The sequence below is a fragment of the Prescottella sp. GW823-FHT02E09 genome (assembly GCF_058797375.1).
The window spans coordinates 712617-735113 of sequence record NZ_JBXAJP010000001.1 but is presented as its reverse complement, the minus strand read 5'-3'; the positions used below and the strand labels follow the sequence as shown (position 1 = coordinate 735113).

Here is a 22497-nt window from a genome sequence, read left to right as displayed (position 1 = left end):
CACTACCACTCCGAACCCATTCCGGGCCCCGGTCGACGCCGGGGCCTGGCCGTCGAAGGGACTTTCATGACCACCTCGGACGCATCCATCACCGTCGGCGTCGAAGTCGTCGGCGCCCACTCGATCGACTCCCGCGCGTTCTGGCTCGACCTCACCGACCGCACCGTCCGGACATTCCTGCAGAACGTCCTCGTCTTCCTCAGCGTCGGCACGACGATCCTCGAGGTGTCCTGGACGACCGCGCTGTCGTCGGCCGCGCTCGCCGCGCTCGTCTCGTTCCTGCTGGCGTTGTCGACCGCGACCGCGATCAGCTCGGGCAACTTCCTGATCGACCTCGCCGACCGCGTCGGCCGAACATTCGTCGGCGCCCTCGTCGGCGCGATCCCCGCCACCGGCACGCTCGCCGACATCGACTGGCAGGCGGCACTGTCCATCGCCGCAACGACCGCGGTCGTCTCCGCAATCACCTCGATCCTGTCGACCAACCTCGGATCTGCGAAGGGGCTGCCTTCCCTCGCCCCGGTCCAACCAGATGTGATCGCTCTGCCGGCCACCTCGAGCGGCTCTGACACCACGATCACCGTCGGCATCGATCCCGAGCAGGTGCTGTCGCGCGCGCAGGCCGACCAACTGGCGGGCCGGCATCGCAGCCTCCGCTACGACGGGCGGTAACCGGTGGGCCTGAGCGCGGTGGACGCGGCGGCGCTGCTCGCAGCCTCCGGCGCGAGTGGTGTCGTCGGCGCCGTCGTCAACGGGATGTTCGCGCGCCGAGCGACGACCGCGGCCGCCGCGAAGGACGCCGCGGAAGCGTCGAAGGCCGCGGCCGAAGCCTCCCGCGCCGGCACCGAGGAAACGAAGCTCGACGCCGAAGCTGCCGAGATCATCGCGGACACCGCGGTGCGTCTCGTCGCGCCACTCGGCGAGCGAGTGACGCGACTCGAGACTGAGGTCGGCGAACTGCGAACGGAGAACGCAGAGATCAAGTCCGAGAACGCCGACATCAAGTCCGAGAACGCCGAGACCCGAACACTGCTCACGTCGGCACTCGATTTCATCCGGACGCTCCTCGAGTGGATCGAGGCCCGGATACCGGGCCAATCGCCGCCCGAGGCTCCCGCGAACCTGCGGAAGGGGGTGCACGGTGACGTCACCTGACGGCTGGTCCTCTGGCCGGCCGGATCCCGGTTGGGGCGACATGGGAGGGATGGCCGACGAGTTCATCAAGGAGTTTCTCGGGAACTGGCTGAACACCAACTTCACGTCGACGGACACGTTTCGGGACTTCCAGCGTGAACTCGACGCACAGATCGACTACCTCAAGAACGTGTCCGGCTATTGCAACCTCGTGATGAAGAAGAACTGGACAGTCGCAGGTGGAGGCAACTCGGCGACACCGATCCCGTTCGACGATCACCTGGGCCAGTTCAAGAACGCGCGGCCATACAAGGGGCGATTCACGCCGTCGAACAAGGAGCGGCACGGGATACTCCTCGAGGCGCCGGGCACCTGGCAAGCGGACACGCGCGTCACGGCAGGGCCCGCCGGACCGCTGTCGGGTGGAACGAAGATGGAGATCTACCTGTCCCTGTGGGATCTCGAAACTCGATCCCTCGCGTCGGAGGGCATGCACGCCACTTCGACCGTGTCTGGCGGTGGTTGGCGATCGAACACCGTCATGCAGAGCTTCATCGTTCCGGAGGCCAATCGATACGTCGTGTGCAGTTCGGTTGCGCACGGTGCGCTGTGGTGGCCGATCCTCGGCGGTGACCGCCTGTCGCGACTTTCAGTGAGTCGCTGGGACATTGACGGCGGCGGCCGTATGGGTGGCACAGGAGACGCCACCGAGAACGGAGGCAACTATGACTGATCTTCACGCCGACATCACCGACATCGGTGGCGGCCGCGGCGACGGATACGCGACTATGACGTCGACCGTGCTACGGCCGGCCAACTCGCGGCCGGGCACCATCGCACCCGTACTCTGTCACACCGTCAAGATCGTCGACGGCAAGTTCACAATGACCAACCTCGATCCGGGTCCCGCGAAACTCGGGATTCGGATGGGCGCTTGGGACGAAGAGTGGCCGGTGAACATCCCGGACTCGTCAGAACCGATCACCTTTAAGACGCTGCTCGACAACTACATCGAACACGAACCAGGTGTCATCTCCGAGGTCCGCGCACACGCGGACCGTGCAGAGACGAGCGCGATTCGATCCGAAGACGCGGCCGATCGCGCCGACGCTGCCGCGGACAACGTCGCCGAGGTGATGGGCACCGCCGCGGACGGGGTTCGCGCGTTGGTTGAGTCGGACGCGGATCGCGCACAGCAGGCTGCGGCGGAGGCGGTGGCCGATCGCGTCGCGGCGGCTGAGGCCGCAGCGGCTGCGCACACGTCGAGACAGGAGACGGTCCAGTACGCGACGTACGCGTCTTCGGCTGCAGGGCAAGCTGGCTCTCATAAGGATGCCGCCCAGGTGGCAAGGGAGGGCAGCGAGGCAGCACGGGATAGTGCGGCGACAGCGAAAGACGCTGCGCTGGCGGCACAGGCCGCGGCAGAGTCCGCCGCGATCGATGCGACCGCCGACGTAACGACGACGCTGCAGCAGGCCGTCGCAGCGGATCGGCAGGCAGCGGAGACCGCGCGCGGCGGGGCGGAGACAGCGGCGACGACGGCGGCCGGCCATGAGGACGCGGCCGAGGGCTTCGCGGCGGCCGCCGGCGCATCGGCTCAGGCCGCCGACGCCGCGCGCCAGCTCGCCGAGGACGCTGCCGAGAACGCGCAGCAGGGCGCACCGTCGGGCGGGTGGTTGCGCGCCCACCTCGAGCAAGCGGTGCAGGACGATCTGCAGCGCGCTCGAACGGCGCTGCAGGAGATGCCCGTCGCGACCCCGGAAGCGCCGGGCGCAATCAAGATCGCCGGACACCTCGCCGGCACCGCGTCGGATCCGCGCATCGCCAACGGAGTGATCGAGTTCGGCCACTTCACCGAGGAGATGGGTCGCGCTGTCTACTTCGCGGCGTTACTCCGAGGAGCGTCGTATGACGAGAACGACATCGACGAGTACGTCGGACTACCGATCGGGCTGTTCCGTCAGGACATTCAGGATGCCGTTGCCCGTGCGGCGTTCGCGTACATCAAGCCGGGGATGGGGATCCCCGGTGACGACCTGGCGATCGGCGCAGTCGATCTCGATCAGCTGTCGGACGTCGAGCCGTATCCGGCGACGCCGTCGGTCAAGGCCGCGGTCGGTTTCGCTGCCGAGATCCTGACCACCTTCGATGTGAACGGCGGCTGGACGCGCGACAACTTCACCCAGGACGTGCACGACGACCTCAACAAGGCGGCGACCGCCATGCAGGGATCGAAGAACGGCACGCCGGCCGCGCTCACGGTATGGGTCGGTACCGAAGCCCAGTACAACGCGGCAACGAACAACGGTGCGAACGAGGCCGCCAACACGATCTACCTGCGGGGTGCGTGATGGCCGGAAAGATCAGCTTTCCGGGAGTCGGCCAGATCAAGAAGGCCAGCGCCGGTGGGATGGCGGTCAAGAAGATCAGCAGCGGCGGCGCCGTGCTGTGGACGTCATCCATTCCGCGGCAAGGCGTGCTCAAGTCCGGCACCCAGCAGCTCTCGCAGAACAACTACGAGAAGGTGACCGGATTCAAGATCGACCCGGAGTACCCCGACACCGACATCGCAGCCGCGGCGGCGGCGAACGGGCTCCTGGTCAGTGGCCGCGCGGCCTTCGTCGCCGAGGGCGCGATAGCGACGTCCTCCACCGCCAACCAGAGCCGAGGCGTCCAGCTCCGCGGCAGCGGCACGGTCCTCGGCACGACAGACGGAACGAGCGCCACGAGCTCGCGGACCGCGAAGGTAGTGGTTCCGGACGGTACCGACGTCCTGCTCGAGCTGTACGCGAGCGCGGGATCGTCCATCACCTCGTACCGCGTCCTCGCTGCCGATACGACGAAGCTGTCCTACCGGACGGGCGGATACTACGAGCAGCTCACCCCGCGGACCCTGGTCCGCGACCAGATCACCGAGGCGACCCTGACGGCCAACGCTGCCACGGAGTGGCCGCGCGTACCGGGCTCCGGCATCTACCTCGAGGCCGGAACCTACGAGCTGATCTGGAACCTCTACACGATCGGCTGGGGTGCGTACTGGTCCGTCGGCTGCCGGGTCAGCGCAGAACAGAACCAGGTCGTCGCGGGCGCGGCGAGCAGCAACTCATGGAACCGGCCCGTCCAGACGATCACGGTGCCGTCCGCTCAATTCGTCGTGCCGACCGTGAAGACCAGCAACAGCAGCGAGCTCACCATCGACGCGGGCCGACTCAACCTGTTCATCTCGAAAATTTGAGGCGCGGCACGCGCAGCTGGAATGAGGAAGCCCCCACCCTTGCGAGGGTGGGGGCTTTCGTCGTTCGTGGAACCGAACGAGCCCGCTCCGCGTCCAATCGGAGTACGGACGAGACAGCGGCGTGGGATCTCGCGCTCTGGCAGCTCGAGATGGACGAGTGGATGCGCGAGCACGGCGAGCCGCCGCCATGATCGATCGCGGCCGACTACCGTCATGCGACCATCTCGGTCATGACAATTACCGTGCGACCATTCGAACCGCGCGATACTGAGCAGGCGCGCCAGATCGTGTTCGAAGACGCTGACAAACCCGATCAGATTCACGACATCGGGCGAAACGGTGAGACTGCGTTCCCCTTCTTCGTCGCGTCCGACGACGCCGGAGTGCTGCACGGCATTGTCGAGGGGCATTTCAATTCCGAATACGCCGAACGTCTCGGTGTTCCGGACCATAAGTGGCCGCAGGGCTGGATTTACACGCTCGCAGTTCGCGGCGACAGCCGCAGGATGGGTGTCGGCACGGCTCTGGTGCAGCACTTCGTAGAAGTCGCGAGGGGAAAAGGCTGTACCTTCGTAGCCTTCAACGTCGATGAATCAGACGACGATGCCTCAATCGCCGAGCGCACGGCGTTCTTTCGCGCTCTCGGTTTCGACGTCCTCGTCGATGACGACCGCGGCAGCGCGATGGGCGGGAAGGTCGACGACATCCTCCGCGGCCTGCAGCGCGTCCGCCCGTGACGCCGAGGAAGCTTGACAGATCGCCCAACAACGAACGAACGCCCCGGTCGATAGCCGGGGCGTTCGTGTGTGGCGCGCTTCCCTCGAGCCACGACGCGCACAGTACGCGCGGGATCTGACAGATCAGTTCGACGGCGGCCGATACTGCCCGTAGAGGCCCGTGCTGTCGGCGTCGAGGTAGAGCTCGTTCTCGTGCTCGCGCCGCCCATGCTCGGCGAGGCTCAGCCCAGCGATACCGCTGACGATGATCCGCACGAGCGCCGGAGGCAGCGGCGGCAGGCCTACCGCCAGGAATGCCGTGCAGGTATCGTCGAACTGGACTGAGGAAGAGGTGAAGGAAATGTCCCGCGATCAAGAATCCCGGCGTACGAGTGCCCGCCGTCGACTGAGGCGGTACGGCGCCTCTGCCGATGATCGCGTGGCAGCTGCCCGCGCGCTGACTGAACTCCGCTCCCGCGTGGCTGAACGGCAGCCCCTAACTGACGCCGAAGCCGAGGCCCTCACGGAAGCCGAGACTCGCCTTATGCGAATCGAAAAACGTTCCCGTGATTCGGTTGGCAGTGGGTCGCGCTAGAAGTGGAAGACCCTAGCCAGGGTCCAGTTCATCGCCCGAAGATGGTTCTGGACACCAACGTATACATCTCGGCCGCCCTCAGTCCGAAGGGTTCCGCATCCAAATTCTTAGACCTCGCAATCGATGGCTTGGTCGAGCTCTTCGTATCAGCGGCACTCCTTGATGAACTGCACTCACGTCTGCAGCGCGAGAAGTTCCGCAGATGGCTCACCCTCGACGAGGTAGATGACTTTGTCGCCGCGATCGAACTCCTGGCCACCGAGGTCTCGGACCGTCCATCCGATCAGGTTCCGCAGGTTTGCGCAGATCCAGACGACAACTTTCTCGTAGCGCTCTATCTCGATTCCGACAGCACAATGCTCGTCACCGGCGACAAGCTTGTGCAGCAGATCGAATACCCCGGCGTGTTCATCTACACGCCGGCGGCGGCGCTTGCGGCCCTAAATTTCCGGCATGAGTGGGGCCAGGGCTATGTGCCCGGCCACGGCGACATGTGGAGTCAGGTCGAAGCAGAGGGGGCAGCCAACGTCATTCGTGCGTATTCGCGGTTCGCCCATATCGTTGGCCGCGGTGATAGGCATCTGTTGCATACCATTGTCGTTCCAGAAACGGTTCATCACTTCAAAAGGGACTTCCGCGCCATCCGTGGAGACCTCGAGTCTCGCGGAATGACGACGCGCCCGCACTACGCAGCTCCGGATATCGCCTACGTGAAGCTGCCTCCAGACCCTGGCATCCAGCTCCGTGCGACCGGCCCGACCCCTTTGCCGCCGGACACTATCTTCGCGACCATGCAGCGATGCCCGGACATTGTGAACGCGGATTTTGGTGGTTGGCGGGTCTTTTCGATTGGCCGACCGTGCGAACCGGAGCTGATACGTCAGCGCCCTCCCAGCAGCTGACAGCAGCACGTAACTGGGCTTGGAGGCAAAACGCCGAACACCCCGGGGTTGCCGGGGCGTTCGGGTGGCGCTTCCTCGCTCCATGACGTGTTCAGTACGCGTACCGGCCGACAACTCAGCTCGGCGGCCGATGCTGCCCGTACAAGCCCGTGCTGTCGCCGTCGAGGTAGAGCTCATTCTCACGGTCGGCACGAGCCGCGACCTCGGCGGCAGCAGCCGCCGATCGGCGCCGTCGACGCTCTGCGAGGGTCAGCCCGGCGACGCCGCCGACGATGATCCACACAAGTGCGCCGCCGTACGCGCCGATCGTCAGGCAGCCGATCAATCCGAGGGCCGCCACCGCGAGCACGAAGCACGCGACGACGTCGACGGTCCCGCGTTGGCGCGTCACTCCGCACCGTCCAGGTCGGTGCGTGACCCTTGGCCGGGCCGATTCTCGTGCCAGGCGTCGATCGTTGCGGGCAGCCAACCGTAGTTCCGGCCGACCTTCGCGTCCGGCGCTGGGAGGTAGCCGCGTCGGTCGTAGCTCTTGATCGTGTCGAGGCTGTACCCGTACCGCTCGGCGATCTCACCGCGGCTCAGGTACTCGATCATCGTTCCGACCGGACGGCGGGGCGCTTGAGTTCGTGCCGCACGATCGCGACGGCGGTGATCGCCCACGCGGTGCCCCATACCGCTGCACGGGTGGGGGTGAAGTCGTTCGCGAGTAGCGCGGCGGCCAGGCCGGTGAACACGATCAGGCCCGCGACGGGCGGGGTCAGTCGTTTCATGTCGTCCTCCTTTGTTCGATTGTTGCGTGTCATCCGAGAGAGCGGGAGACTGACCGGTGGGGGACCGGCCCGGCTACCTTCCGGGCCGGTCCCCTTTCGGCTATCTCTTCCAGTGTTTGCCTCGGCGTTTGCGGCGCTTTGACCTCCACTGTCGGAGTCGATGCTTTATCCCTTCCCGGTAGGCGAACCACCACGCGGTGGCCATTGCTACTACGAAGTAGATATCCGACTTGTCGGGCATCTCTGCTCCCACCCTCTTGAATTGTTGTGAGGCTGTTTGCCTTACAGGGAATACATTACCCCCTTAAGGGTTTAATGTCTACCCTTGGGCGACTACTCGACATGGACTTCCGTCTAAGTTGGGTCGACAACTGCGGCTGGCGATTTCGGAGGGGGTCTGCGTGGAGATTGGAGAGGAGTGGGTCTATCGGAAACGCGATCAGGATCCATCGGAGCGCGTTCGCATCCTTGCGATAGAGGAGAAGAGACAGGGCTTTCGGGCCGACGTGGAGTTCCTCGACGAGCGCGTCGGGGTGCGCGAGAACGTCCCGGGCCGGCGCCTCAAGGCGCTGTGGAGCGATGTTGCTGCGTATGACCACCGAATGGCGGAGTGGGAGCGCCTTCGCGAGATCACGCTGACTCCGGTGGAGGACTATGCGGCGATCGTCGCGCTGGAGAGGCTGATTCCGCCAGAGATTGCCGAGCATCATTACGGGCCGGTTGAGGCGATGACGGTCGTGACGGACCGAGAAGCGTTGGAGGGGCTACTCGCCGAACCTCTCGACTTCGTGCTGGGCCGTTGTGAGTGGTTGGTCGACGATGAAGGGGCAACGGTTGTCTCGCCGCGAGGGACGTTGCTTATCGCTGAACTCGCATGCAGAAAGAACCCAATGCCGATCCTCGACAACGTCATCGAGGAGGAGAAGAAGGCTCGCCACCACTCGAAGCATGGACGAAATGAGCCTGGACGCGGTGGCGAGGACGAGAAACGCTACTCGGCTGAGGAGGAGCACGAATGGTACCTCCAGTGGACTCGTCCACGACACGAGATCCTCCGGCAGTGGTGCGGTCACCGCCCGGTCGTGTTGCAGGAGCGGCTGCTTGCGGCCGAAGCGGAGGTGCAACGGCTCGACGAACTGCTGACGAGAGCCCTAGATTGCCTTGAATCCGCCGGTGACTCGAACAATGCGCGGGTCTTCACACGCGAACACGTTGAGGACCGGGTTACACCCGAGAACATCCGGCCAGTTGTCGAACGTCCACTCGGCTGGTGGGACGTGCCAGCCCCTCCAGAGCGGCGCCACTTCAGGCGCCGGTGGTGGTGACAAGCACGACAGTCGGTGTCGTGAGTCTGCTACGTACCCGTGGACGCGGTCGCTCGCCTTCCAAGGGTCCCCTCACCCTTGTCGGGGCGGTTTCGTTCAAGGCTGATATTGGGGCCTTAATCGGTGGGGCGACCCAGAGTCGACGTTGCCTCCGCCCACAGGGTGGAGGCAACGTCGACTCGGTATGTCTGCTGCAGGCAGAAGGATCAGCTGCCGAATCCGAGCGATCCGGACCCTCCGACTCCTGTGTTCGGAGCATCGGTGACAGTGACGGTTACGGCCAGTGTCGGATCAGGATTGACGCCGTTGGATGCTTTGAGGATGAACGTGTATTCCCCTGCTGTGGTGGGTGTTCCGGACAGCACACCGTCGGTGAACGTCATGCCCGGCGGCAACATGGCCGGGTCGATCACTGTGACGACGGGGGTCGGGTTGCCGGTGACGGTGAAGGCGTGGGTGTAGGGCTTCCCGGTGGTTGCGGCGGGTGGTGTGCCGGTGATCGCGGGGGCCTGCAGCGGCGTCGACGCGACGGCGATCGAATGGACGTCGCCGGCGGCGATGGCGGTGTAGGTCTGCCCGGTAGGCGGGGCCGGCACGTCGGTCCGCCCGTTGTCGGGTTTTCCCCAGGCGACGACCTGCCCGGAGGAGGTCAGTGCCAGCGAATGGGAGCCGCCGGCGGCGATCGCGGCGTAGGTCTGCCCGGCCGGCGGCGCCGGCACGTCGGTCTGCCCGTAGAGGTTGACTCCCCAGCTGATCACCTGGCCAGCAGAGGTCAGGGCCAGCGAATGGGCAGCGCCGGCGGCGATGGCAGTGTAGGTCTGCCCGGCCGGCGGCGCCGGCACGGTGGTCATCCCGTCGCGGTTGTCTCCCCAGGCGATGACCTGCCCGGAGGAGGTCAGGGCCATCGAATGGTAGGCGCCGGCGGCGATGGCGGTGTAGGTCTGCCCGGCCGGCGGCGTCGGCACGGTGGTCTGACCGTTGCCGCTGCCTCCCCAGGCGCCCCAGGCGATGACCTGCCCGGAGGAGGTCAGGGCCAGCGAGTGGTAGCCGCCGGCGGCGACGGCGGTGTAGGTCTGCCCGGCCGGCGGCGTCGGCACGGTGGTCTGACCAGCGCCGTTGTCTCCCCAGGCAGCCACCTGCCCTGCGGAGGTCAGGGCCAGAGCATGGAAGGCGCCGGCGGCGACGGCAGTGTAGGTCTGCCCGGCCGGCGGCGCCGGCACGGCGCTCTGGCCCTTGCCGTTCTCTCCCCAGGCGACGACCTGCCCGGAGGAGGTCAGTGCCAGCGAATAGGAGAGGCCGGCGGCGATCGCGGTGTAGGTCTGCCCGGTAGGCGGCGCTGGCTCGTCGGCCAGCCACCACGGTGCGCCCCAGGTGATCACCTGGCCGCCGGGCAGAACCGGGACCCCGACCGGGGCCGCGGCTACGGGGGTGGCCAGTGCGACCACGACCCCGACCGCGGCGAGTCCTGTCACCACGGCACGCCGGAATCGGGGCGTGCGGCGACCGATCGAGTGTTGAGGCGGAGCATCCCCACCATGCGGTGAGGTCGAGGCGGCGAGCACCATCGTCATCGGTTCCTTTGTGTAGGGGTAGTGACCGTCGGCTGCGAGCTGATGGTCCTGGTGGGTACACCACACGGAACTTTAGAAACCGGATGGTCGGCCCACTGCAGAATGGCACTGTAACTGAGAAATCGGGCGGACCCTGCCGTTCTGTCTCGCTCCGAAAATGGGGCGGCTGACGGAGGTGTCACACCAGGGACCCGCCGAATGCGGGCGGATACTGCATCAGCAACCACGTGATCGGATATGAGAACGGGCCTCGTGGCGGCGCTCTCCCGCCCCTCACGCGGACGAGTAGGGGCCAGCAGTAGGACTACGCGATCGCCCTCCACGGATCCAGTGCCTCGACCGCAACCCGCCGCCGGCCGTCGGGAACCTTCGTGTAGATCTGTGTTGTCGATAGCGACGCGTGGCGCAGCAGTTCCTGGACAACGCGGAGGTCGGCACCATCGTCAAGCAGTGTCGTGCCGTACCAGTGGCGAAGGCCGTGAGCTGTGCGCTGAAGCCCGCAGCGCCGCATAGCCTTCCCTATAATTTGGCTGACCGACTTCGAATGGATGTGTTCGCCGGGGCGCGTGGCGTTCGCTGGGAACCACCACCCGCGCGCCGGCATCGTCGGGCACGTGGCGGCGATGATCCGATGGAGGGGGAGGGGCTTCACCTTCCCGCCTTTGCCGTGCACGGTGACGATCTCGCGCTCGTGGTCGATGTCCTCGCCGCGGAACTTCGCGATCTCGTGGACACGCAATCCCTGCAGGGCGCCGAGCAGGATCATCACTCGCGTCCGGTGGTGCATGTTGGTCGACAGCAGGCGCATCAGTGAGGGGTTTCGCTTTTTTCCGTCCGGCGCCGATAGGTGTCGGAGCGGTGGATCCGTGACCGATGTGCGCGATGATCGGGACGTGGGTGAAACGACACGGCAGGAACCCGACCGTTCGGCAGGGGCGCGCGATTCCGTCCAGGTGAGCTGCGCCCATCGCAACCGGCTGTACCGGAACGGCATGCTGGTCGCATCGGATCTACCGCTGGAGAAGCTCGCCGAGCACCGAACTGACCCCGATGCGGTGATCTGGGTGGACCTCCTCGCGCCGACGTTTGGCCGATCTGCTCGCCCTCGCGCCGCTGGTGGACGGCGAGGCCGAGTTGCATCCCCTGGCGATCGAGAATGCGGCCGAGGGTAGCCAGCGTCCTCGGCTGGTGCGGTACCGCGATCACAGTCTGCTGCACGCGCGGGCGGTACGTGTCGACGGTCACGACGGAACCCCGGCTTCGACGCGTGTCGCCGCGTTCATCGTGCAGCGGGCGCTGATCACCATTCGTTCCGACGACGGGTTCCCGTTGGGGCCGCTGCTCGCGGAGTGGGACGACATCGGGGCGCTCAGCGAACGCGGCGTCGGGTACCTGCTGCACTCGCTGCTCGATCAGTTGGTCGACGGCTACTTCGAGGTCCTGGACGTTCTCGACGATCGGATCCAGGCCCTCGAAGACGAATCGTCGGAGGGCACGGGCCCGACCCGGGCCATCCAGCTGCAGAGTTTCGCGCTGCGCAAGGACGTCGTGAAGCTCTCCCGCGTCGTCCTCCCGATGAACGAGGCATTGAGCGCACTGCTGCGGCCGGGCGTCCATGCGATGTCCGCCGAGATCGTGCCGTACTACCAGGACGTGTACGACCATGCGTTGCGCGCGATGGAGCGCATCGACGGACTCCGGGACACGATCGAGTCGATCCTCTCGACAAGCTTGGCCATGCAGGGCAATTCGCTCAACGAGATCATGAAGAAACTCACTGCGTGGGCGGCGATCATCGCGATACCCACGGGCGTCACGGGGTACTTCGGGCAGAACATCCCGTTTCCCGGATATTCCGATCCGCTGGGCTTCTGGCTCAGTGCCGTGCTGTTGGTGGGTCTGGCATCCGGTCTGTGGGTGAGTTTCAAACGACGTGGATGGTTGTAGGCGCTCGACCCGAGCTGCCCGATCCGGAACGGAGAACGGCTCGGGTGTGCACCCCCTGCGCCACACCCGAGCCGGGAAAATTATACCACTCGGTGTGTTTTTGGGCTTTGTCGTCGACGTCCGAGGTCAGGGGTTTGTTGTTTCGGACCCCGGCACAAGGGGACTAGTCTGGTTTTCGGGCGGGTGGCAGCTGGTCGACAAATCGGCCGGCGTTACGGCTTTCGGAGGCGAGTAGCGCAATGGCACGTCAACAGGAACGTGCGCGGCGGACTCGCGCTGCGATCGTGGAAGCGGCCGCAGTCGAGTTCAGCAAGCGCGGATACGCGGCAGCGTCGGTGAATGCAATCCTCGAGGGTTCGCACGCGACCAAGGGCGCGATGTACTTCCACTTCGAATCGAAGGAGGAGTTGGGGCGCGCGGTATTGGGCGCCGCCCTCGAAAAGTTCAAGGAGACGACGGACCGGTGGATGAGCCGGACGGATCTCGACCCCTTCGAGATCCTGCACGGTCTCATCGACGACGTGGCACGGATGTTCCTGTCCGACGCGATCGTGCAGGCGGAGTTCCGGTTGATCATCGAGCCGGAGTTCTACTCCGACGTGCAGAACGGCGGGGCGAGCGTGTGGGGTGGGTCCGCGCGCGAGTTGGTGCAGAGGGCCAGTCGTGACGGTCTGGTGCGGGAGGGTGCCGACACGGAGAAGTTCACGCGTGTCCTCGCGGCCGGTCTGGCCGGCCAGCGGTACATGTCCGATCTGACGGCGCAGGAGGTCGACCTGCGGGCGCGGTTCGAGGAGACGCTCGAGGTGGTGCTGGCCGGCATGGCGTCGGAGGCGTGGCTGGAGAAGTGGCGTCGTGAGGGTTGGCCGGTGGAGACGGTCGCCGCGGCGCCGGAGTGATTCCGCTTTGTGGGGCCTGAACAGGCGATTTGTGGTTTGCGAAATCGGTGCCCTAAGCTATGCAAGCTCCCAACGGAACGCCGTTGGGGTACTGGCCGGAGCAATTCGGCGGGCCCCCTTCGTCTAGCGGCCTAGGACGCCGCCCTTTCAAGGCGGTAGCGCGGGTTCGAATCCCGTAGGGGGTACACTTCGCTCGTCGAAGTGCGCAGTACAGTTGAATAGCAGTAACAGCATGGCCCTGTGGCGCAGTTGGTTAGCGCGCCGCCCTGTCACGGCGGAGGTCGCGGGTTCGAGTCCCGTCAGGGTCGCTTTGTCCCACCGGAAACGGTGGGGCGCGATAGGCATTCGGTTCGGGTGCCGTCCGGCCAGGTAGCTCAGTTGGTACGAGCGTCCGCCTGAAAAGCGGAAGGTCGCCGGTTCGATCCCGGCTCTGGCCACCACAGGAAGTCGATGGACTCCGCAACGAGGATGACAACTCGATCGCGGAGTCTTCGCATGCAAGCCCTTGCGTGCACCGGCTCCCGTGATGGCAGTACAGTTCCACCAGCAGTAACAGCAAGGCCCTGTGGCGCAGTTGGTTAGCGCGCCGCCCTGTCACGGCGGAGGTCGCGGGTTCGAGTCCCGTCAGGGTCGCTCACTCGAGTCGGAAACGATTCGATGCGACAGGCATTCGTTCGGGTGCCTTCCGGCCAGGTAGCTCAGTCGGTACGAGCGTCCGCCTGAAAAGCGGAAGGTCGCCGGTTCGATCCCGGCTCTGGCCACCACTTCGAGTGTCGAGCTCCTTCTCGGTCTTCCCTCATCCCTCATCCCTCGGCGAGTCGTGTCGAGATCATCCGCGTAGCCCCCGCCAGCAGTGGCAGCACCCGCTGCAACTGGTCGGTGTGGACGCGTCCGCGCAGCGAGATGCAACCCAGCTGGGCCGAATCGGATTCGCCGGAGTGCATGGCCGCGGCAACGGACAGCACTCCCGACGGGTCGGTGTCCCACGCGCGGCCGCTGCGCGTCCTGATGGTCCCCAGCGACCGATGCAGGTCCGACAGTGCCGCCGGGGCGAGTAGATCCCGATAGAGCCCGTCCACGTGCTCCGGGGGCAGCAGGGCGAGCATGGACCGACCCTCGATGGTGCGATCGGCCCTGCTGCGGCCGCCGACCCGGGTGGCGATGGTGTCCGCGCAGCGTCCACCCACCTTGTCCAGCCACACGATGTCGCGGCCGTCCAGCACCGACAGGTGCGTGATCAGTCGCGTCCGCAGGTGCAGTTGATGCAGGTGGGGGGCGGCGACGGCGCGTAGTTCGTCGCGTTCGGTGCTGCGTCCGAGGGCCATCGCCCGCCAGCCGAGGCGGTATCCGAATCCGTTGTGGCGAAGCCAGTTCAGTTGAGTGAGCTGGTCCAGGATCCGGTGTGTCGTGGACCGGGGAATATGGGTGAGTTGGACCAGGTCTTCCGCGGTCAGCCGGGTGCCGGCGCCGTCGAACTGATCGAGGATGAGTGTGATCCGTTCCGCCATGGTCGGTGGCACGCTCGAAGCCGAGACGCCCAGGTCGTCGTCGATGACAGTCACGTGCCCTCCAATCGCCGGCCGAGTCGCGGATCCGGGCCTTTGACGAATACCGATCAATACCGAGCAATGTCGAGTAATACCTGAGTTATACCCACCTCTGAGCCGTCGCGCCAAGCTGGAGGCGACTGAGGGTGTCCGTCGGCCGGTTACCCATCGGTACGAAGTGGTTGGCGAAACTTATATCGGCGAACCGCCTTTCAGAGTAAACGAGAACAATGTTTCAAATCTACGGTTGGGGCGGAGTCGTCGAGCGGGGGCGCGCCTCGGCTACCGTGAGCGGGTGCGACCTGACTGTGAGGCCCCGATGCCGACCGCGGAGATGACGGCGAGCCAACGGGCACGGCGCACGGCGCTGACGGAGGCCGTGATCGAGCTGCTGCAGGAGGTGGAGCCGGACCGGATCCAGATGCGCGAGGTATCCGAGCGGTCGCGGGTGGCGCTGGGCACGCTGTACCGGTACTTCCCGACCAAAGCGCACTTGATGGCCGCGTCCATGGTCGCCTGGAACGATCGGCTGTCGCGCAAGCTCGACGCCGAGCGTCGACGAGCCCGCGAATCCGGGGCGACCGATCCTCGCAGCGTCGTCGAGCGGGTCGTGGCACTGTATCGGCGGCAGCTGCGGGCCTTTCAGCGCGGGCCCAACTTCGCGCGACTCGACCTCGAACTCGCGACGTCGTCGGATCCCTTCGTGCGTGCGTCCATGCAGTGCCGGGCCGCGGACAATCACGCCGCGGTGCGCGAGTTGATGGACGGGGTCCCCGACGACGTGGCGCGCACGGCGATCCTTGCGATCGACGGGGCCATGCTGTCGGCCATGACGTTCTGGATCGCGGGGCGGATCAGTTACGCGCAGGCCGTGCGCAACGTCGAGGATGTCGCCCGGTTGGTGCTCGCCGACCACAGCTGAGCTCCGGGCGGGGGCGCCCTCACTTCGAAGCAGGAATCTAGAACAGATTCCACCACCTTTCTGCGGTGCGCTCAGGCGGACGCCCGCGGTGCTGGCTCTGTGCGCTGTCCGGGCTGTTCTCCCAGTTCGGCGGTGTGAAGCGTCGCGGATCGGTGGTCGGCCGGCAGCGATCTTCAGGTGGGCGCTCGCACTGATCATCGACAAAATCTGTACCCTGTTCTAATCTCTGGGCCAGTGGAGTGATCGTCCGAGTTATCGGTCGGTTCGGACGTGGCCGCGGGTGACCTCGGCGGGGATTGGGGCTCGATGGGTGACCGGCAAGTCGCGGATGTACTGCGCGACATCGAGGCGCTCCGGCCGGAGTTGCGCGAGCGCGCCCAGGAGGTCGAGGACGCGCGGCAGGTGTCCGTCGACGTGGTTCGCACCCTCACCGATGCCGGACACTTCCGACTGCTGCAGCCGAGTCGGTTCGGTGGTCACGAGGCGGATCCGCGCGACTACTACGCGGCGGTGCGGGGCCTCGCGAGCGCCTGCGGTTCCACGGGGTGGGTCGCATCGGTCGTGGGGGTACACCCGTGGCATCTGGCGCTGTTCGATCCCCGCGCGCAGGACGACGTGTGGGGCGAGAACCCGGACACCCTGCTGTCCTCGGCGTACGCGCCGATGGGTCGCGCGATCGCGTCCGACGGTGGGTACTTCTTCTCGGGGCGGTGGAGCTACTCGTCCGGGTCGGCGCATGCCGACTGGGTTCTGGTGGGCGGTCTGGTCGTCGACGATGCCGGGGATCCGATCGATTTCCGCACCTTTCTGGTGCCGGCGCGTGACTACTCGATCGACGACGTCTGGGACACGGTCGGACTCCGGGGCACCGGCAGCAACGACATCGTGATCGACGACGCCTTCGTCCCCGAGTACCGGACGCTGAGCTTTGCCTCGACCGTGCAGTGCACCGGCCCGGGGCAGGATGTCAATCCGTCTCCGCTGTACCGTCTTCCGTTCTCCGTCGTGTTCTCCACCGCCATTTCGGCGCCGATCGTGGGGATGGCCGACGGGATGTACTCCGCCTTCACCGCGCTGACCGCGGAGCGGGTGCAGACGCCGATCGGTGGGCGGGGCGCCGACGGGAACCATGTGCACGTGGCCCTCGCCGAGTCTGCCCGCGACATCGAGCTCGCCTGGATGCAGTTGGACAGCAACGTTTCCAGGCTGACCGCGCTCGCGGAGAGCGGCGACCGGCTGCCGTTGTCCCTGCGCGCGAAGGTGCGTCGTGATCAGGTGAGCGCGACGGGAATGGCGGTCGCGGCGATCGACCGGTTGTTCGACCATGCGGGTGGTGCGGCGCTGCGGCGGGGGACGCCCATGCAGCGGTTCTGGCGCGACGCGCACGCGGGACGGGCACATGTGATCAACGACCCGCATCAAGCGCTGGCGCTCTTCGGGCGTAGCGAACTGGGACATGACATTCGTGACGCGTGGGTGTGACGCGTCGGGCGATCGGATCGAGGAGGAGGCGGAACATGCAGGTACGCAGTGGGTCCGAGCATTGGGACGGTGAGGCCGACGTCGTCGTGGTCGGCTTCGGTGCGGCCGGCGCGAGCGCGGCGATCGAGGCGTCCGACCGGGGCGCGCAGGTGTTGGTGGTGGAGCGTTTCGACGGCGGCGGTGCCACGGCCATCAGTGGCGGCATCTACTACGCGGGCGGCGGGACGACGCAGCAGAAGGAAGCCGGATTCGACCACGACACCCCGGCGACGATGTTCGACTACCTCGAGCTCGAGACGTCGGGTGTGGTCTCGGACGAACTGCTCGGAGATTTCTGCGAGCGCAGCGTCGAGAACCTGCAGTGGCTCGAGGGGCTCGGGGTGCCGTTCGAGGGCAGCATGGCGCCGCGGAAGACGTCGTATCCGACCAACGACTACTACCTGTACTACTCGGGCAACGAACTGGCGCCGCCGTACAAGGACGTCGCCGAGCCCGCGCCGCGCGGTCACCGCACGAAGGGGAGAGGGACGTCGGGCAAAGTCTTCTTCTCCGCGATGGAGAAGGCCGCACGCAAGCGGCGGATCGACGTGCGCCGGCAGACCACGGTCACGTCGCTCGTCACCGACGACGCCGGCACCGTGATCGGAATCGAGTGCCGGGAGGTGGATCCGCGGGCGACCGTGCGCCGTGCGCTGCACCGGCTGCTCGGTTCGTGGAACCGCAAGATGAACCTCTACTACCGCCCCATCGGCCGGCTCATGGACGGTCCGATCGGCCGGATCGAGCGCGAGCACTCGGTGGTGCGGCGGTACCGGGCCCGCAAGGGCGTCATCCTCGCCGCCGGCGGGTTCGCGTTCAACCGGGAGATGCTGAAGGAACACGCGCCGAGGTACCTCGGCGGCACCGCGCTGGGCACGATCGGCGACGACGGCAGCGGCATCCGGCTGGGGCAGTCGGTGGGTGGCGCGACCGACCGGATGGAGCGGGTGTCGGCGTGGCGGTTCTTCAATCCGCCGATCGCGATGACCGAGGGCATCCTCGTCAACAAGGAGGGCGAGCGCATCTGCAACGAGCTGTACTACGGCGCAAAGATCGGTGAGCACATCGCCGAGCAGACGGATGTGGCCGCGTACCTGGTCGTCGATTCCCGTGTCCTGGCCGACGCCAAGCGTCAGGTGCCCGAGCAGACGCTGTGGTTCCAGCGCTTGCAGACCACGTATCTCTTCAGCACCGGGCACAAGAAGGGGGCCACCGCCGAGGACCTGGCCCGCCGCACCGGGATCGATCCGGCCGGGCTGGCACGCACCCTCGACCGGTACAACGCGGACCGGCGCGACGGTCGACCCGACGCCATGGGTAAGGACTCCGCTCATGTCACGCCGCTGGTCGACGGTCCCTTCTACGCGTTCGACTGCTCGATCCGTGTGCAGGCCGGTTTTCCGTGCCCGGTGCTCACGTTGGGCGGTCTCGTCGTGGACGAGTGGACCGGGGCGGTGTCCGGAGAGGACGGCCGTCCGATCCCGGGCCTGTACGCGGCCGGTCGCAACGCGGTGGGGATCTGCTCGCAGTCGTACGTCAGCGGTCTGTCGATCGCGGACTGCGTGTACTCGGGTCGTCGCGCGGGGGCCGTCGTCGCCCGGAACTCCACGGTCGCGTAGCCTCCGGACATGTGTCTGGCAATTACGAATCGACCCGCCGCCGTCTGACGTCCAAGCAGGCGGAGACGGTCTCCCGGCTCACCCGGTGTGCGGTGGAGGTACTACGGGAGAACGGTTTCGCCGGACTGACTGTTCGTTTGGTGGCGGCGCGGGCGGGCGTCGCGCCGGCAACGGCGTACACCTACTTCTCGTCGAAGGAACACCTGGTGGCGGAGGTGTTCTGGCGTCGGCTGTCCACCATGACGAGCGATGCCGTGCCGTCGGACGACCGCACGACGCGGGTCGTCGGGGTGCTGCGCAGCGTCGCGCTCCTGGTGTCGGACGAGCCCGAACTGGCGGCCGCGGTCACCACCGCGCTGCTCGGCCGGGACCCGGACGTGATGCACCTGCGGGTGCGGATCGCACTCGAGATCCGGAAGCGACTGCTCGACGCCCTCGGTCCGGAGCCCGACGACGAACTGCTCGAGGCGCTCGAGATGCTGTACGCGGGCGCACTGCTGCGCGCCGGTATGGGTTACGACTCGTACGGGCACATTGCCGACCGGCTCGAGGGTGCGGCCCGGATGATCCTGCCGTGACCCCGAGCCGGTTCCGCGCTCAGACGGTGTAGCCGCCGTCGACGTTGAGCTTCTGACCCGTGACGAATCCGGCCTTGTCGCTCGCGAGGAAGTGGACGGCCTCCGCGATGTCGACGGCCGTGCCGAACCTCTGCAACGGAATGCGGCTCATCGTGACGTCCAGTGCCCGCTGGTCGAGGCTCTGCGAGCTGATGAGGCGCTCGGCCATCCCGTCGGTGAGCATGCCCGGGCCGACGGCGTTGAAGCGGACGCCGTACCGCCCCTCCTCGGCCGCGAATCCGCGCACCAGGGCCTCGACGGCACCCTTGGTGCCGGCGGACAGGCCGTCGCGCACCGGGTAGCGGTCGGTGGCGGCGGTGGTCACCGCGACCACGGAACCCGACGCTTCCCGCAATGCGGGCAGGCATGCCTGCACGACGGCGAAGAACGCGGTCGCCTCGTCGTTGAGATGCTGTGCGTACGTGGACGGTTCGACACGGGACAGGTGGACCATCGGCACGTGCGGCCCGGCCGCGTGGACCAGGATCGAGAGGTCGCCGAAATCGGGGGTGGTGGTGCGGACCAGCTCGCCCAACTGGTCGACATCGCACAGGTCGACACGGTGCGCGGCGCCTCGCACCCCGAGTTCTTCGATCTCGGTGACCAGCTTGGCTGCGGCCTCGGCATTGGACCGGTAGGTGAGCACCACGTTGTGCCCCTCCGCGGCTAGCCGGCGGACGACGGCGGCGCCGATGCCGCCGGTGCCGCCGGTGACGAGGGCGGTGGTGGGCGTCGAACTCGACGATGATGTGGTCACGGTGTGCTCCCGGGTGTCGTGGGGGTAAGGGCGTTCTCGCGAATCCCTAGGCAACCTAGCACTTGCTTGGTTTCGTCGACTCGGGTTCACCCGCAGGATGGGAGAAGGCCGCTTTCAGGCCTCGAGCGTGCGACGGCTCTCGAAGCGGCGTCGTGCGCCCGAGAACGGGTCGCCGAACTCGATGCTGCGCGCGAGGAGTTGCAGGGGCGCCGAATAGTCGTCGCCCGCCACGTCGTGGAACGTCGGGTAGAAGTTGTCGCCGAGGATCGGGATGCCCAGCGAACTCATGTGCAGTCGCAGCTGGTGGGTCTTGCCCGTGCGCGGCAGGAGTCGGTAGCGGCCGATGCCGTCGTGTGTCCCGACCAGTTCGATCCGGCTCTCGGCGTTGGGGGTTCCGGGGACCTCGCGAGCCTGTAAGACTCCGCGTTCCTTGATGATTCGGCTACGAACGGTGACGGGCAGCTGCACGGTCGGATCGTGGCGGGCCAGCGCCTCGTATTCCTTCGTCACGCGGCGCTCGTCGAACAGCGACTGGTAGGCCCGGCGCGCCTCCTGTCGGACGGTGAACACCAGTACGCCCGCGGTGATCCGGTCCAGGCGGTGCGCGGGGGTGAGTTCGGGCAGGTCGAGGTCGCGGCGCAGGCGGACCAGCGCCGACTCGACGACGTAGGCCCCGCGCGGGGTGCTCGCGAGGAAGTGCGGCTTGTCGACGACGAGGAGGTTCTCGTCGCGGTGCAGGATCTCGATCTCGAACGGCACCCGCTTCTCGATCGGGGGATCGCGATAGAGGTAGACGAACCCGTGCGGACGGTACTCGGTGTCGCGAGTGACCGGGGTTCCGTGCTCGTCGACGATCTCGCCGGTACCGATCTTCTCGAGCAGTCGCGTCGCATCGTCGGGGAAGCGGTCCAGTAGATAGGCGACCGTGGTGGGCCAGGTCGCGTCGTTCGGCAACCGGAGCCTGGTGGGGTTGAGGCCGTCGCGGACGGGCAGGGGAGCGGCGGGCACGTTCCGACGGTACCCGCACGGTCGGGGGCCGGTGCCGACGCGAGTTGTACGCAGCTCGTTGACGTGCACACCTCCATAACTTACCCTTCGGTAAGTTGCAGCGTCGGCCGCCCTCGAGGGGTGGGTGGTGGCGCTGTCGTCACGCCGGTGCGCTGCGGTCGCGAGATCGCGACCGCATGCGCTGCCGAGGGGCCGGTAGGGCCTAGCACGAATTCTGCAGATTCCCCGAAATTCTCATGAAGTTCTCATGAATGCGAATTTCGAGAGGTTCGCCACACTGTGTGGGTGTTAACGAAGCGCCGCACTGCGAAGATCAACCGTGTGGTCGGATTCGTTTTGTTCGTCGAGATCGGCGGCTCGTGTAGGAAGAAGTTTGGATGTATCTCGCCGTAAATCGACAGAGAATCTGGAAAAACCCCGTGGCGGTTCTGCTCGCCGCGCTGCTCGTGTTCGCCGGGGTGGCGGTGGGTGCAGCGCCGATCGCGGCGACCGAGACGAGTCGGCAGGTGCAGCGCGGCGGCTACCAGGAACTGTGGGTCCCGTCCTCGATGGGTGACATCAAGGTTCAGGTCCAGTGGGCCGCGCGGGGAGGCAGTGCGTCGCTGTATCTGCTCGACGGCATGCGTGCCCGGAACGATCGCAATGCCTGGACCTTCGAGACCAACGCAATGGAACAGTTCGCACTCGACAATGTCACCGTTGTCATGCCGGTCGGTGGCGAGGCGAGTTTCTATTCGGACTGGTACAACCCCAGCAATTTCAACAACCAGAAGGTCACCTACAAGTGGGAGACGTTCCTGACCCGTGAACTTCCGGATTATCTCGCCAGATTCGGTGTGGACCGGACCAATACCGGAATTCTGGGAATTTCGATGGGCGGAACGGCCGCGATGACGCTCGCCGCCTACCACCGTGACCAGTTCAAGTTCGCGGGTTCGCTGTCGGGCTACCTCAACACGACGGCCCCCGGCATGCGGGAGGCCATCAGGCTGGCGATGTACGACGCCGGCCGGTACAACGCCGATTCGATGTGGGGCTTCCCGTGGGACCCGGCGTGGCTCCGCAACGACCCGTTCGTGTCGGCGCCGCAATTGCAAGGATTGTCGCTGTACGTCTCGGCGGGCAGCGGACTCCCGGGCGTGTACGACCATCCGTCCGACCCGATCGGCTACTGGAACACCACGATGGGGATGGGCCTCGAATTCATCTCGATGATCACCTCGCGGGCATTCCAGGTGCGACTTCACACGCTCGGCATCCCTGCGACTTTCAAGTTCAACGCCACGGGTATTCATGCGTGGCCGTACTGGTCGGCGGAACTGTGGCAGGCCCGGCCGCAGATTCTGAACGCCCTCAACGCGTGGTGAGCGAACGACACGTGTAAGACTGCCGCCCCGCTGATCGTGATTTCCGTA

At 66.3% G+C, this 22497-nt stretch carries 24 protein-coding genes and 5 tRNA genes; 20 read left to right on the top strand and 9 right to left on the bottom strand.

What is annotated here, in order from left to right:
- The first annotated feature begins 66 nt into the window (after window positions 1-66).
- The 6 genes from AC1RIF_RS03590 to AC1RIF_RS03565 all read left to right on the top strand — a co-directional run bounded on the left by AC1RIF_RS03590 (window position 67) and on the right by AC1RIF_RS03565 (window position 5106).
- Window positions 67-672 (top strand): holin, encoded by a 606-nt coding sequence (locus AC1RIF_RS03590; protein ID WP_492599978.1) that lies wholly within the window; start codon window positions 67-69, stop codon window positions 670-672.
- Window positions 673-675: 3 nt separating this feature from the next.
- Window positions 676-1155, top strand: coding sequence for a hypothetical protein (locus AC1RIF_RS03585; RefSeq protein WP_492599977.1), 480 nt, complete (start codon window positions 676-678; stop codon window positions 1153-1155).
- Window positions 1142-1867, top strand: coding sequence for a hypothetical protein (locus AC1RIF_RS03580; RefSeq protein WP_492599976.1), 726 nt, complete (start codon window positions 1142-1144; stop codon window positions 1865-1867). Before AC1RIF_RS03585 ends, AC1RIF_RS03580 begins: the two co-directional genes overlap by 14 nt.
- Window positions 1860-3485, top strand: coding sequence for a hypothetical protein (locus AC1RIF_RS03575; protein ID WP_492599975.1), 1626 nt, complete (start codon window positions 1860-1862; stop codon window positions 3483-3485). The genes AC1RIF_RS03580 and AC1RIF_RS03575 overlap by 8 nt, the downstream gene beginning before the upstream one ends.
- A complete protein-coding gene (locus AC1RIF_RS03570; RefSeq protein WP_492599974.1) occupies window positions 3485-4369 on the top strand; it encodes a hypothetical protein in 885 nt (294 codons plus the stop codon). The genes AC1RIF_RS03575 and AC1RIF_RS03570 overlap by 1 nt, the downstream gene beginning before the upstream one ends.
- Before the next feature lie 230 nt (window positions 4370-4599).
- Window positions 4600-5106, top strand: a complete 507-nt coding sequence (locus tag AC1RIF_RS03565; protein ID WP_492599973.1) for a GNAT family N-acetyltransferase — start codon at window positions 4600-4602, stop codon at window positions 5104-5106.
- A 123-nt stretch (window positions 5107-5229) separates the two neighbouring features.
- Here the strand turns inward: AC1RIF_RS03565 and AC1RIF_RS03560 are convergent, their stop codons facing one another.
- A complete protein-coding gene (locus AC1RIF_RS03560; RefSeq protein ID WP_492599972.1) occupies window positions 5230-5361 on the bottom strand; it encodes a hypothetical protein in 132 nt (43 codons plus the stop codon).
- Between the two features lie 360 nt (window positions 5362-5721).
- On the opposite strand from AC1RIF_RS03560, the gene AC1RIF_RS03555 reads away from it, so the two are divergent.
- Window positions 5722-6582, top strand: coding sequence for a putative toxin-antitoxin system toxin component, PIN family (locus AC1RIF_RS03555; RefSeq protein WP_492599971.1), 861 nt, complete (start codon window positions 5722-5724; stop codon window positions 6580-6582).
- A gap of 115 nt (window positions 6583-6697) precedes the next feature.
- On the opposite strand, the gene AC1RIF_RS03550 is transcribed toward AC1RIF_RS03555, so the two are convergent.
- Genes AC1RIF_RS03550 through AC1RIF_RS03540 form a run of 3 tightly spaced genes read right to left on the bottom strand, consistent with a single transcriptional unit; the run spans window position 6698 to window position 7352 of the window.
- Window positions 6698-6973 (bottom strand): hypothetical protein, encoded by a 276-nt coding sequence (locus AC1RIF_RS03550; RefSeq protein ID WP_492599970.1) that lies wholly within the window; start codon window positions 6971-6973, stop codon window positions 6698-6700.
- Window positions 6970-7176: a helix-turn-helix transcriptional regulator gene (locus tag AC1RIF_RS03545; protein WP_492599969.1), complete on the bottom strand. Its 207-nt coding sequence runs from the start codon at window positions 7174-7176 to the stop codon at window positions 6970-6972. Before AC1RIF_RS03545 ends, AC1RIF_RS03550 begins: the two co-directional genes overlap by 4 nt.
- Window positions 7173-7352 (bottom strand): hypothetical protein, encoded by a 180-nt coding sequence (locus tag AC1RIF_RS03540; RefSeq protein WP_492599968.1) that lies wholly within the window; start codon window positions 7350-7352, stop codon window positions 7173-7175. The genes AC1RIF_RS03545 and AC1RIF_RS03540 overlap by 4 nt, the downstream gene beginning before the upstream one ends.
- Window positions 7353-7753: 401 nt before the next feature.
- On the opposite strand from AC1RIF_RS03540, the gene AC1RIF_RS03535 reads away from it, so the two are divergent.
- Window positions 7754-8677 (top strand): hypothetical protein, encoded by a 924-nt coding sequence (locus AC1RIF_RS03535; protein ID WP_492599967.1) that lies wholly within the window; start codon window positions 7754-7756, stop codon window positions 8675-8677.
- A gap of 206 nt (window positions 8678-8883) precedes the next feature.
- Here the strand turns inward: AC1RIF_RS03535 and AC1RIF_RS03530 are convergent, their stop codons facing one another.
- Together AC1RIF_RS03530 and AC1RIF_RS03525 are read right to left on the bottom strand one after the other, a co-directional pair.
- Window positions 8884-10149, bottom strand: coding sequence for an RCC1 domain-containing protein (locus tag AC1RIF_RS03530; protein ID WP_492599966.1), 1266 nt, complete (start codon window positions 10147-10149; stop codon window positions 8884-8886).
- A gap of 403 nt (window positions 10150-10552) precedes the next feature.
- Window positions 10553-11056 (bottom strand): tyrosine-type recombinase/integrase, encoded by a 504-nt coding sequence (locus AC1RIF_RS03525; RefSeq protein WP_492599965.1) that lies wholly within the window; start codon window positions 11054-11056, stop codon window positions 10553-10555.
- Between the two features lie 278 nt (window positions 11057-11334).
- On the opposite strand from AC1RIF_RS03525, the gene AC1RIF_RS03520 reads away from it, so the two are divergent.
- From AC1RIF_RS03520 to AC1RIF_RS03490, 7 genes are all read left to right on the top strand, one after another.
- Complete coding sequence (locus tag AC1RIF_RS03520; RefSeq protein ID WP_492599964.1) at window positions 11335-12195, top strand: magnesium transporter CorA family protein; 861 nt, start codon at window positions 11335-11337, stop codon at window positions 12193-12195.
- A 239-nt stretch (window positions 12196-12434) separates the two neighbouring features.
- Window positions 12435-13091 (top strand): TetR family transcriptional regulator, encoded by a 657-nt coding sequence (locus AC1RIF_RS03515; RefSeq protein WP_492599963.1) that lies wholly within the window; start codon window positions 12435-12437, stop codon window positions 13089-13091.
- Between the two features lie 112 nt (window positions 13092-13203).
- Window positions 13204-13276 (top strand) — tRNA-Glu (locus AC1RIF_RS03510).
- Window positions 13277-13325: 49 nt separating this feature from the next.
- Window positions 13326-13399 (top strand) — tRNA-Asp (locus AC1RIF_RS03505).
- Between the two features lie 55 nt (window positions 13400-13454).
- Window positions 13455-13531 (top strand) — tRNA-Phe (locus AC1RIF_RS03500).
- A gap of 119 nt (window positions 13532-13650) precedes the next feature.
- Window positions 13651-13724 (top strand) — tRNA-Asp (locus AC1RIF_RS03495).
- 54 nt (window positions 13725-13778) lie between these two features.
- A tRNA-Phe gene (locus AC1RIF_RS03490) sits at window positions 13779-13855 on the top strand.
- 39 nt (window positions 13856-13894) lie between these two features.
- On the opposite strand, the gene AC1RIF_RS03485 is transcribed toward AC1RIF_RS03490, so the two are convergent.
- Window positions 13895-14653 (bottom strand): IclR family transcriptional regulator, encoded by a 759-nt coding sequence (locus AC1RIF_RS03485; RefSeq protein WP_492599962.1) that lies wholly within the window; start codon window positions 14651-14653, stop codon window positions 13895-13897.
- A 304-nt stretch (window positions 14654-14957) separates the two neighbouring features.
- Here AC1RIF_RS03485 and AC1RIF_RS03480 point away from each other — a divergent pair, with 304 nt between their 5' ends.
- The 4 genes from AC1RIF_RS03480 (at window position 14958) to AC1RIF_RS03465 (ending at window position 19278) form a co-directional block, all read left to right on the top strand.
- Window positions 14958-15560, top strand: coding sequence for a TetR family transcriptional regulator (locus tag AC1RIF_RS03480; RefSeq protein ID WP_492600137.1), 603 nt, complete (start codon window positions 14958-14960; stop codon window positions 15558-15560).
- Between the two features lie 306 nt (window positions 15561-15866).
- Window positions 15867-17042, top strand: a complete 1176-nt coding sequence (gene hsaA / locus AC1RIF_RS03475; protein ID WP_492599961.1) for a 3-hydroxy-9,10-secoandrosta-1,3,5(10)-triene-9,17-dione monooxygenase oxygenase subunit — start codon at window positions 15867-15869, stop codon at window positions 17040-17042.
- Between the two features lie 35 nt (window positions 17043-17077).
- Window positions 17078-18700, top strand: a complete 1623-nt coding sequence (locus AC1RIF_RS03470) for an FAD-binding protein (RefSeq protein WP_492599960.1) — start codon at window positions 17078-17080, stop codon at window positions 18698-18700.
- Between the two features lie 11 nt (window positions 18701-18711).
- Window positions 18712-19278: a TetR/AcrR family transcriptional regulator gene (locus AC1RIF_RS03465; RefSeq protein ID WP_492599959.1), complete on the top strand. Its 567-nt coding sequence runs from the start codon at window positions 18712-18714 to the stop codon at window positions 19276-19278.
- 19 nt (window positions 19279-19297) lie between these two features.
- Here AC1RIF_RS03465 and AC1RIF_RS03460 read toward each other — a convergent pair whose 3' ends face one another.
- Together AC1RIF_RS03460 and AC1RIF_RS03455 are read right to left on the bottom strand one after the other, a co-directional pair.
- Window positions 19298-20074 carry an SDR family NAD(P)-dependent oxidoreductase gene (locus AC1RIF_RS03460; RefSeq protein WP_492599958.1) on the bottom strand — a complete coding sequence of 259 codons (777 nt, stop codon included), beginning with the start codon at window positions 20072-20074 and terminating at the stop codon, window positions 19298-19300.
- A 114-nt stretch (window positions 20075-20188) separates the two neighbouring features.
- Window positions 20189-21082, bottom strand: a complete 894-nt coding sequence (locus AC1RIF_RS03455) for a pseudouridine synthase (protein ID WP_492599957.1) — start codon at window positions 21080-21082, stop codon at window positions 20189-20191.
- Window positions 21083-21459: 377 nt separating this feature from the next.
- Here AC1RIF_RS03455 and AC1RIF_RS03450 point away from each other — a divergent pair, with 377 nt between their 5' ends.
- Window positions 21460-22449 carry an alpha/beta hydrolase gene (locus AC1RIF_RS03450; protein ID WP_492599956.1) on the top strand — a complete coding sequence of 330 codons (990 nt, stop codon included), beginning with the start codon at window positions 21460-21462 and terminating at the stop codon, window positions 22447-22449.
- Window positions 22450-22497 lie beyond the last annotated feature (48 nt).

Excerpts from the sequence above, each read along its gene's own strand:
- AC1RIF_RS03590 (WP_492599978.1), top strand. The coding sequence starts at position 67 with ATGACCACCTCGGACGCATCCATCACCGTCGGCGTCGAAGTCGTCGGC.
- AC1RIF_RS03575 (WP_492599975.1), top strand. The coding sequence starts at position 1,860 with ATGACTGATCTTCACGCCGACATCACCGACATCGGTGGCGGCCGCGGC.
- AC1RIF_RS03570 (WP_492599974.1), top strand. The coding sequence starts at position 3,485 with ATGGCCGGAAAGATCAGCTTTCCGGGAGTCGGCCAGATCAAGAAGGCC.
- AC1RIF_RS03565 (WP_492599973.1), top strand. The coding sequence starts at position 4,600 with ATGACAATTACCGTGCGACCATTCGAACCGCGCGATACTGAGCAGGCG.
- AC1RIF_RS03555 (WP_492599971.1), top strand. The coding sequence starts at position 5,722 with ATGGTTCTGGACACCAACGTATACATCTCGGCCGCCCTCAGTCCGAAG.
- AC1RIF_RS03545 (WP_492599969.1), bottom strand. The coding sequence starts at position 7,176 with ATGATCGAGTACCTGAGCCGCGGTGAGATCGCCGAGCGGTACGGGTAC.
- AC1RIF_RS03540 (WP_492599968.1), bottom strand. The coding sequence starts at position 7,352 with ATGAAACGACTGACCCCGCCCGTCGCGGGCCTGATCGTGTTCACCGGC.
- AC1RIF_RS03525 (WP_492599965.1), bottom strand. The coding sequence starts at position 11,056 with ATGCGCCTGCTGTCGACCAACATGCACCACCGGACGCGAGTGATGATC.
- AC1RIF_RS03515 (WP_492599963.1), top strand. The coding sequence starts at position 12,435 with ATGGCACGTCAACAGGAACGTGCGCGGCGGACTCGCGCTGCGATCGTG.
- AC1RIF_RS03480 (WP_492600137.1), top strand. The coding sequence starts at position 14,958 with ATGCCGACCGCGGAGATGACGGCGAGCCAACGGGCACGGCGCACGGCG.
- hsaA (WP_492599961.1), top strand. The coding sequence starts at position 15,867 with ATGGGTGACCGGCAAGTCGCGGATGTACTGCGCGACATCGAGGCGCTC.
- AC1RIF_RS03470 (WP_492599960.1), top strand. The coding sequence starts at position 17,078 with ATGCAGGTACGCAGTGGGTCCGAGCATTGGGACGGTGAGGCCGACGTC.
- AC1RIF_RS03450 (WP_492599956.1), top strand. The coding sequence starts at position 21,460 with ATGTATCTCGCCGTAAATCGACAGAGAATCTGGAAAAACCCCGTGGCG.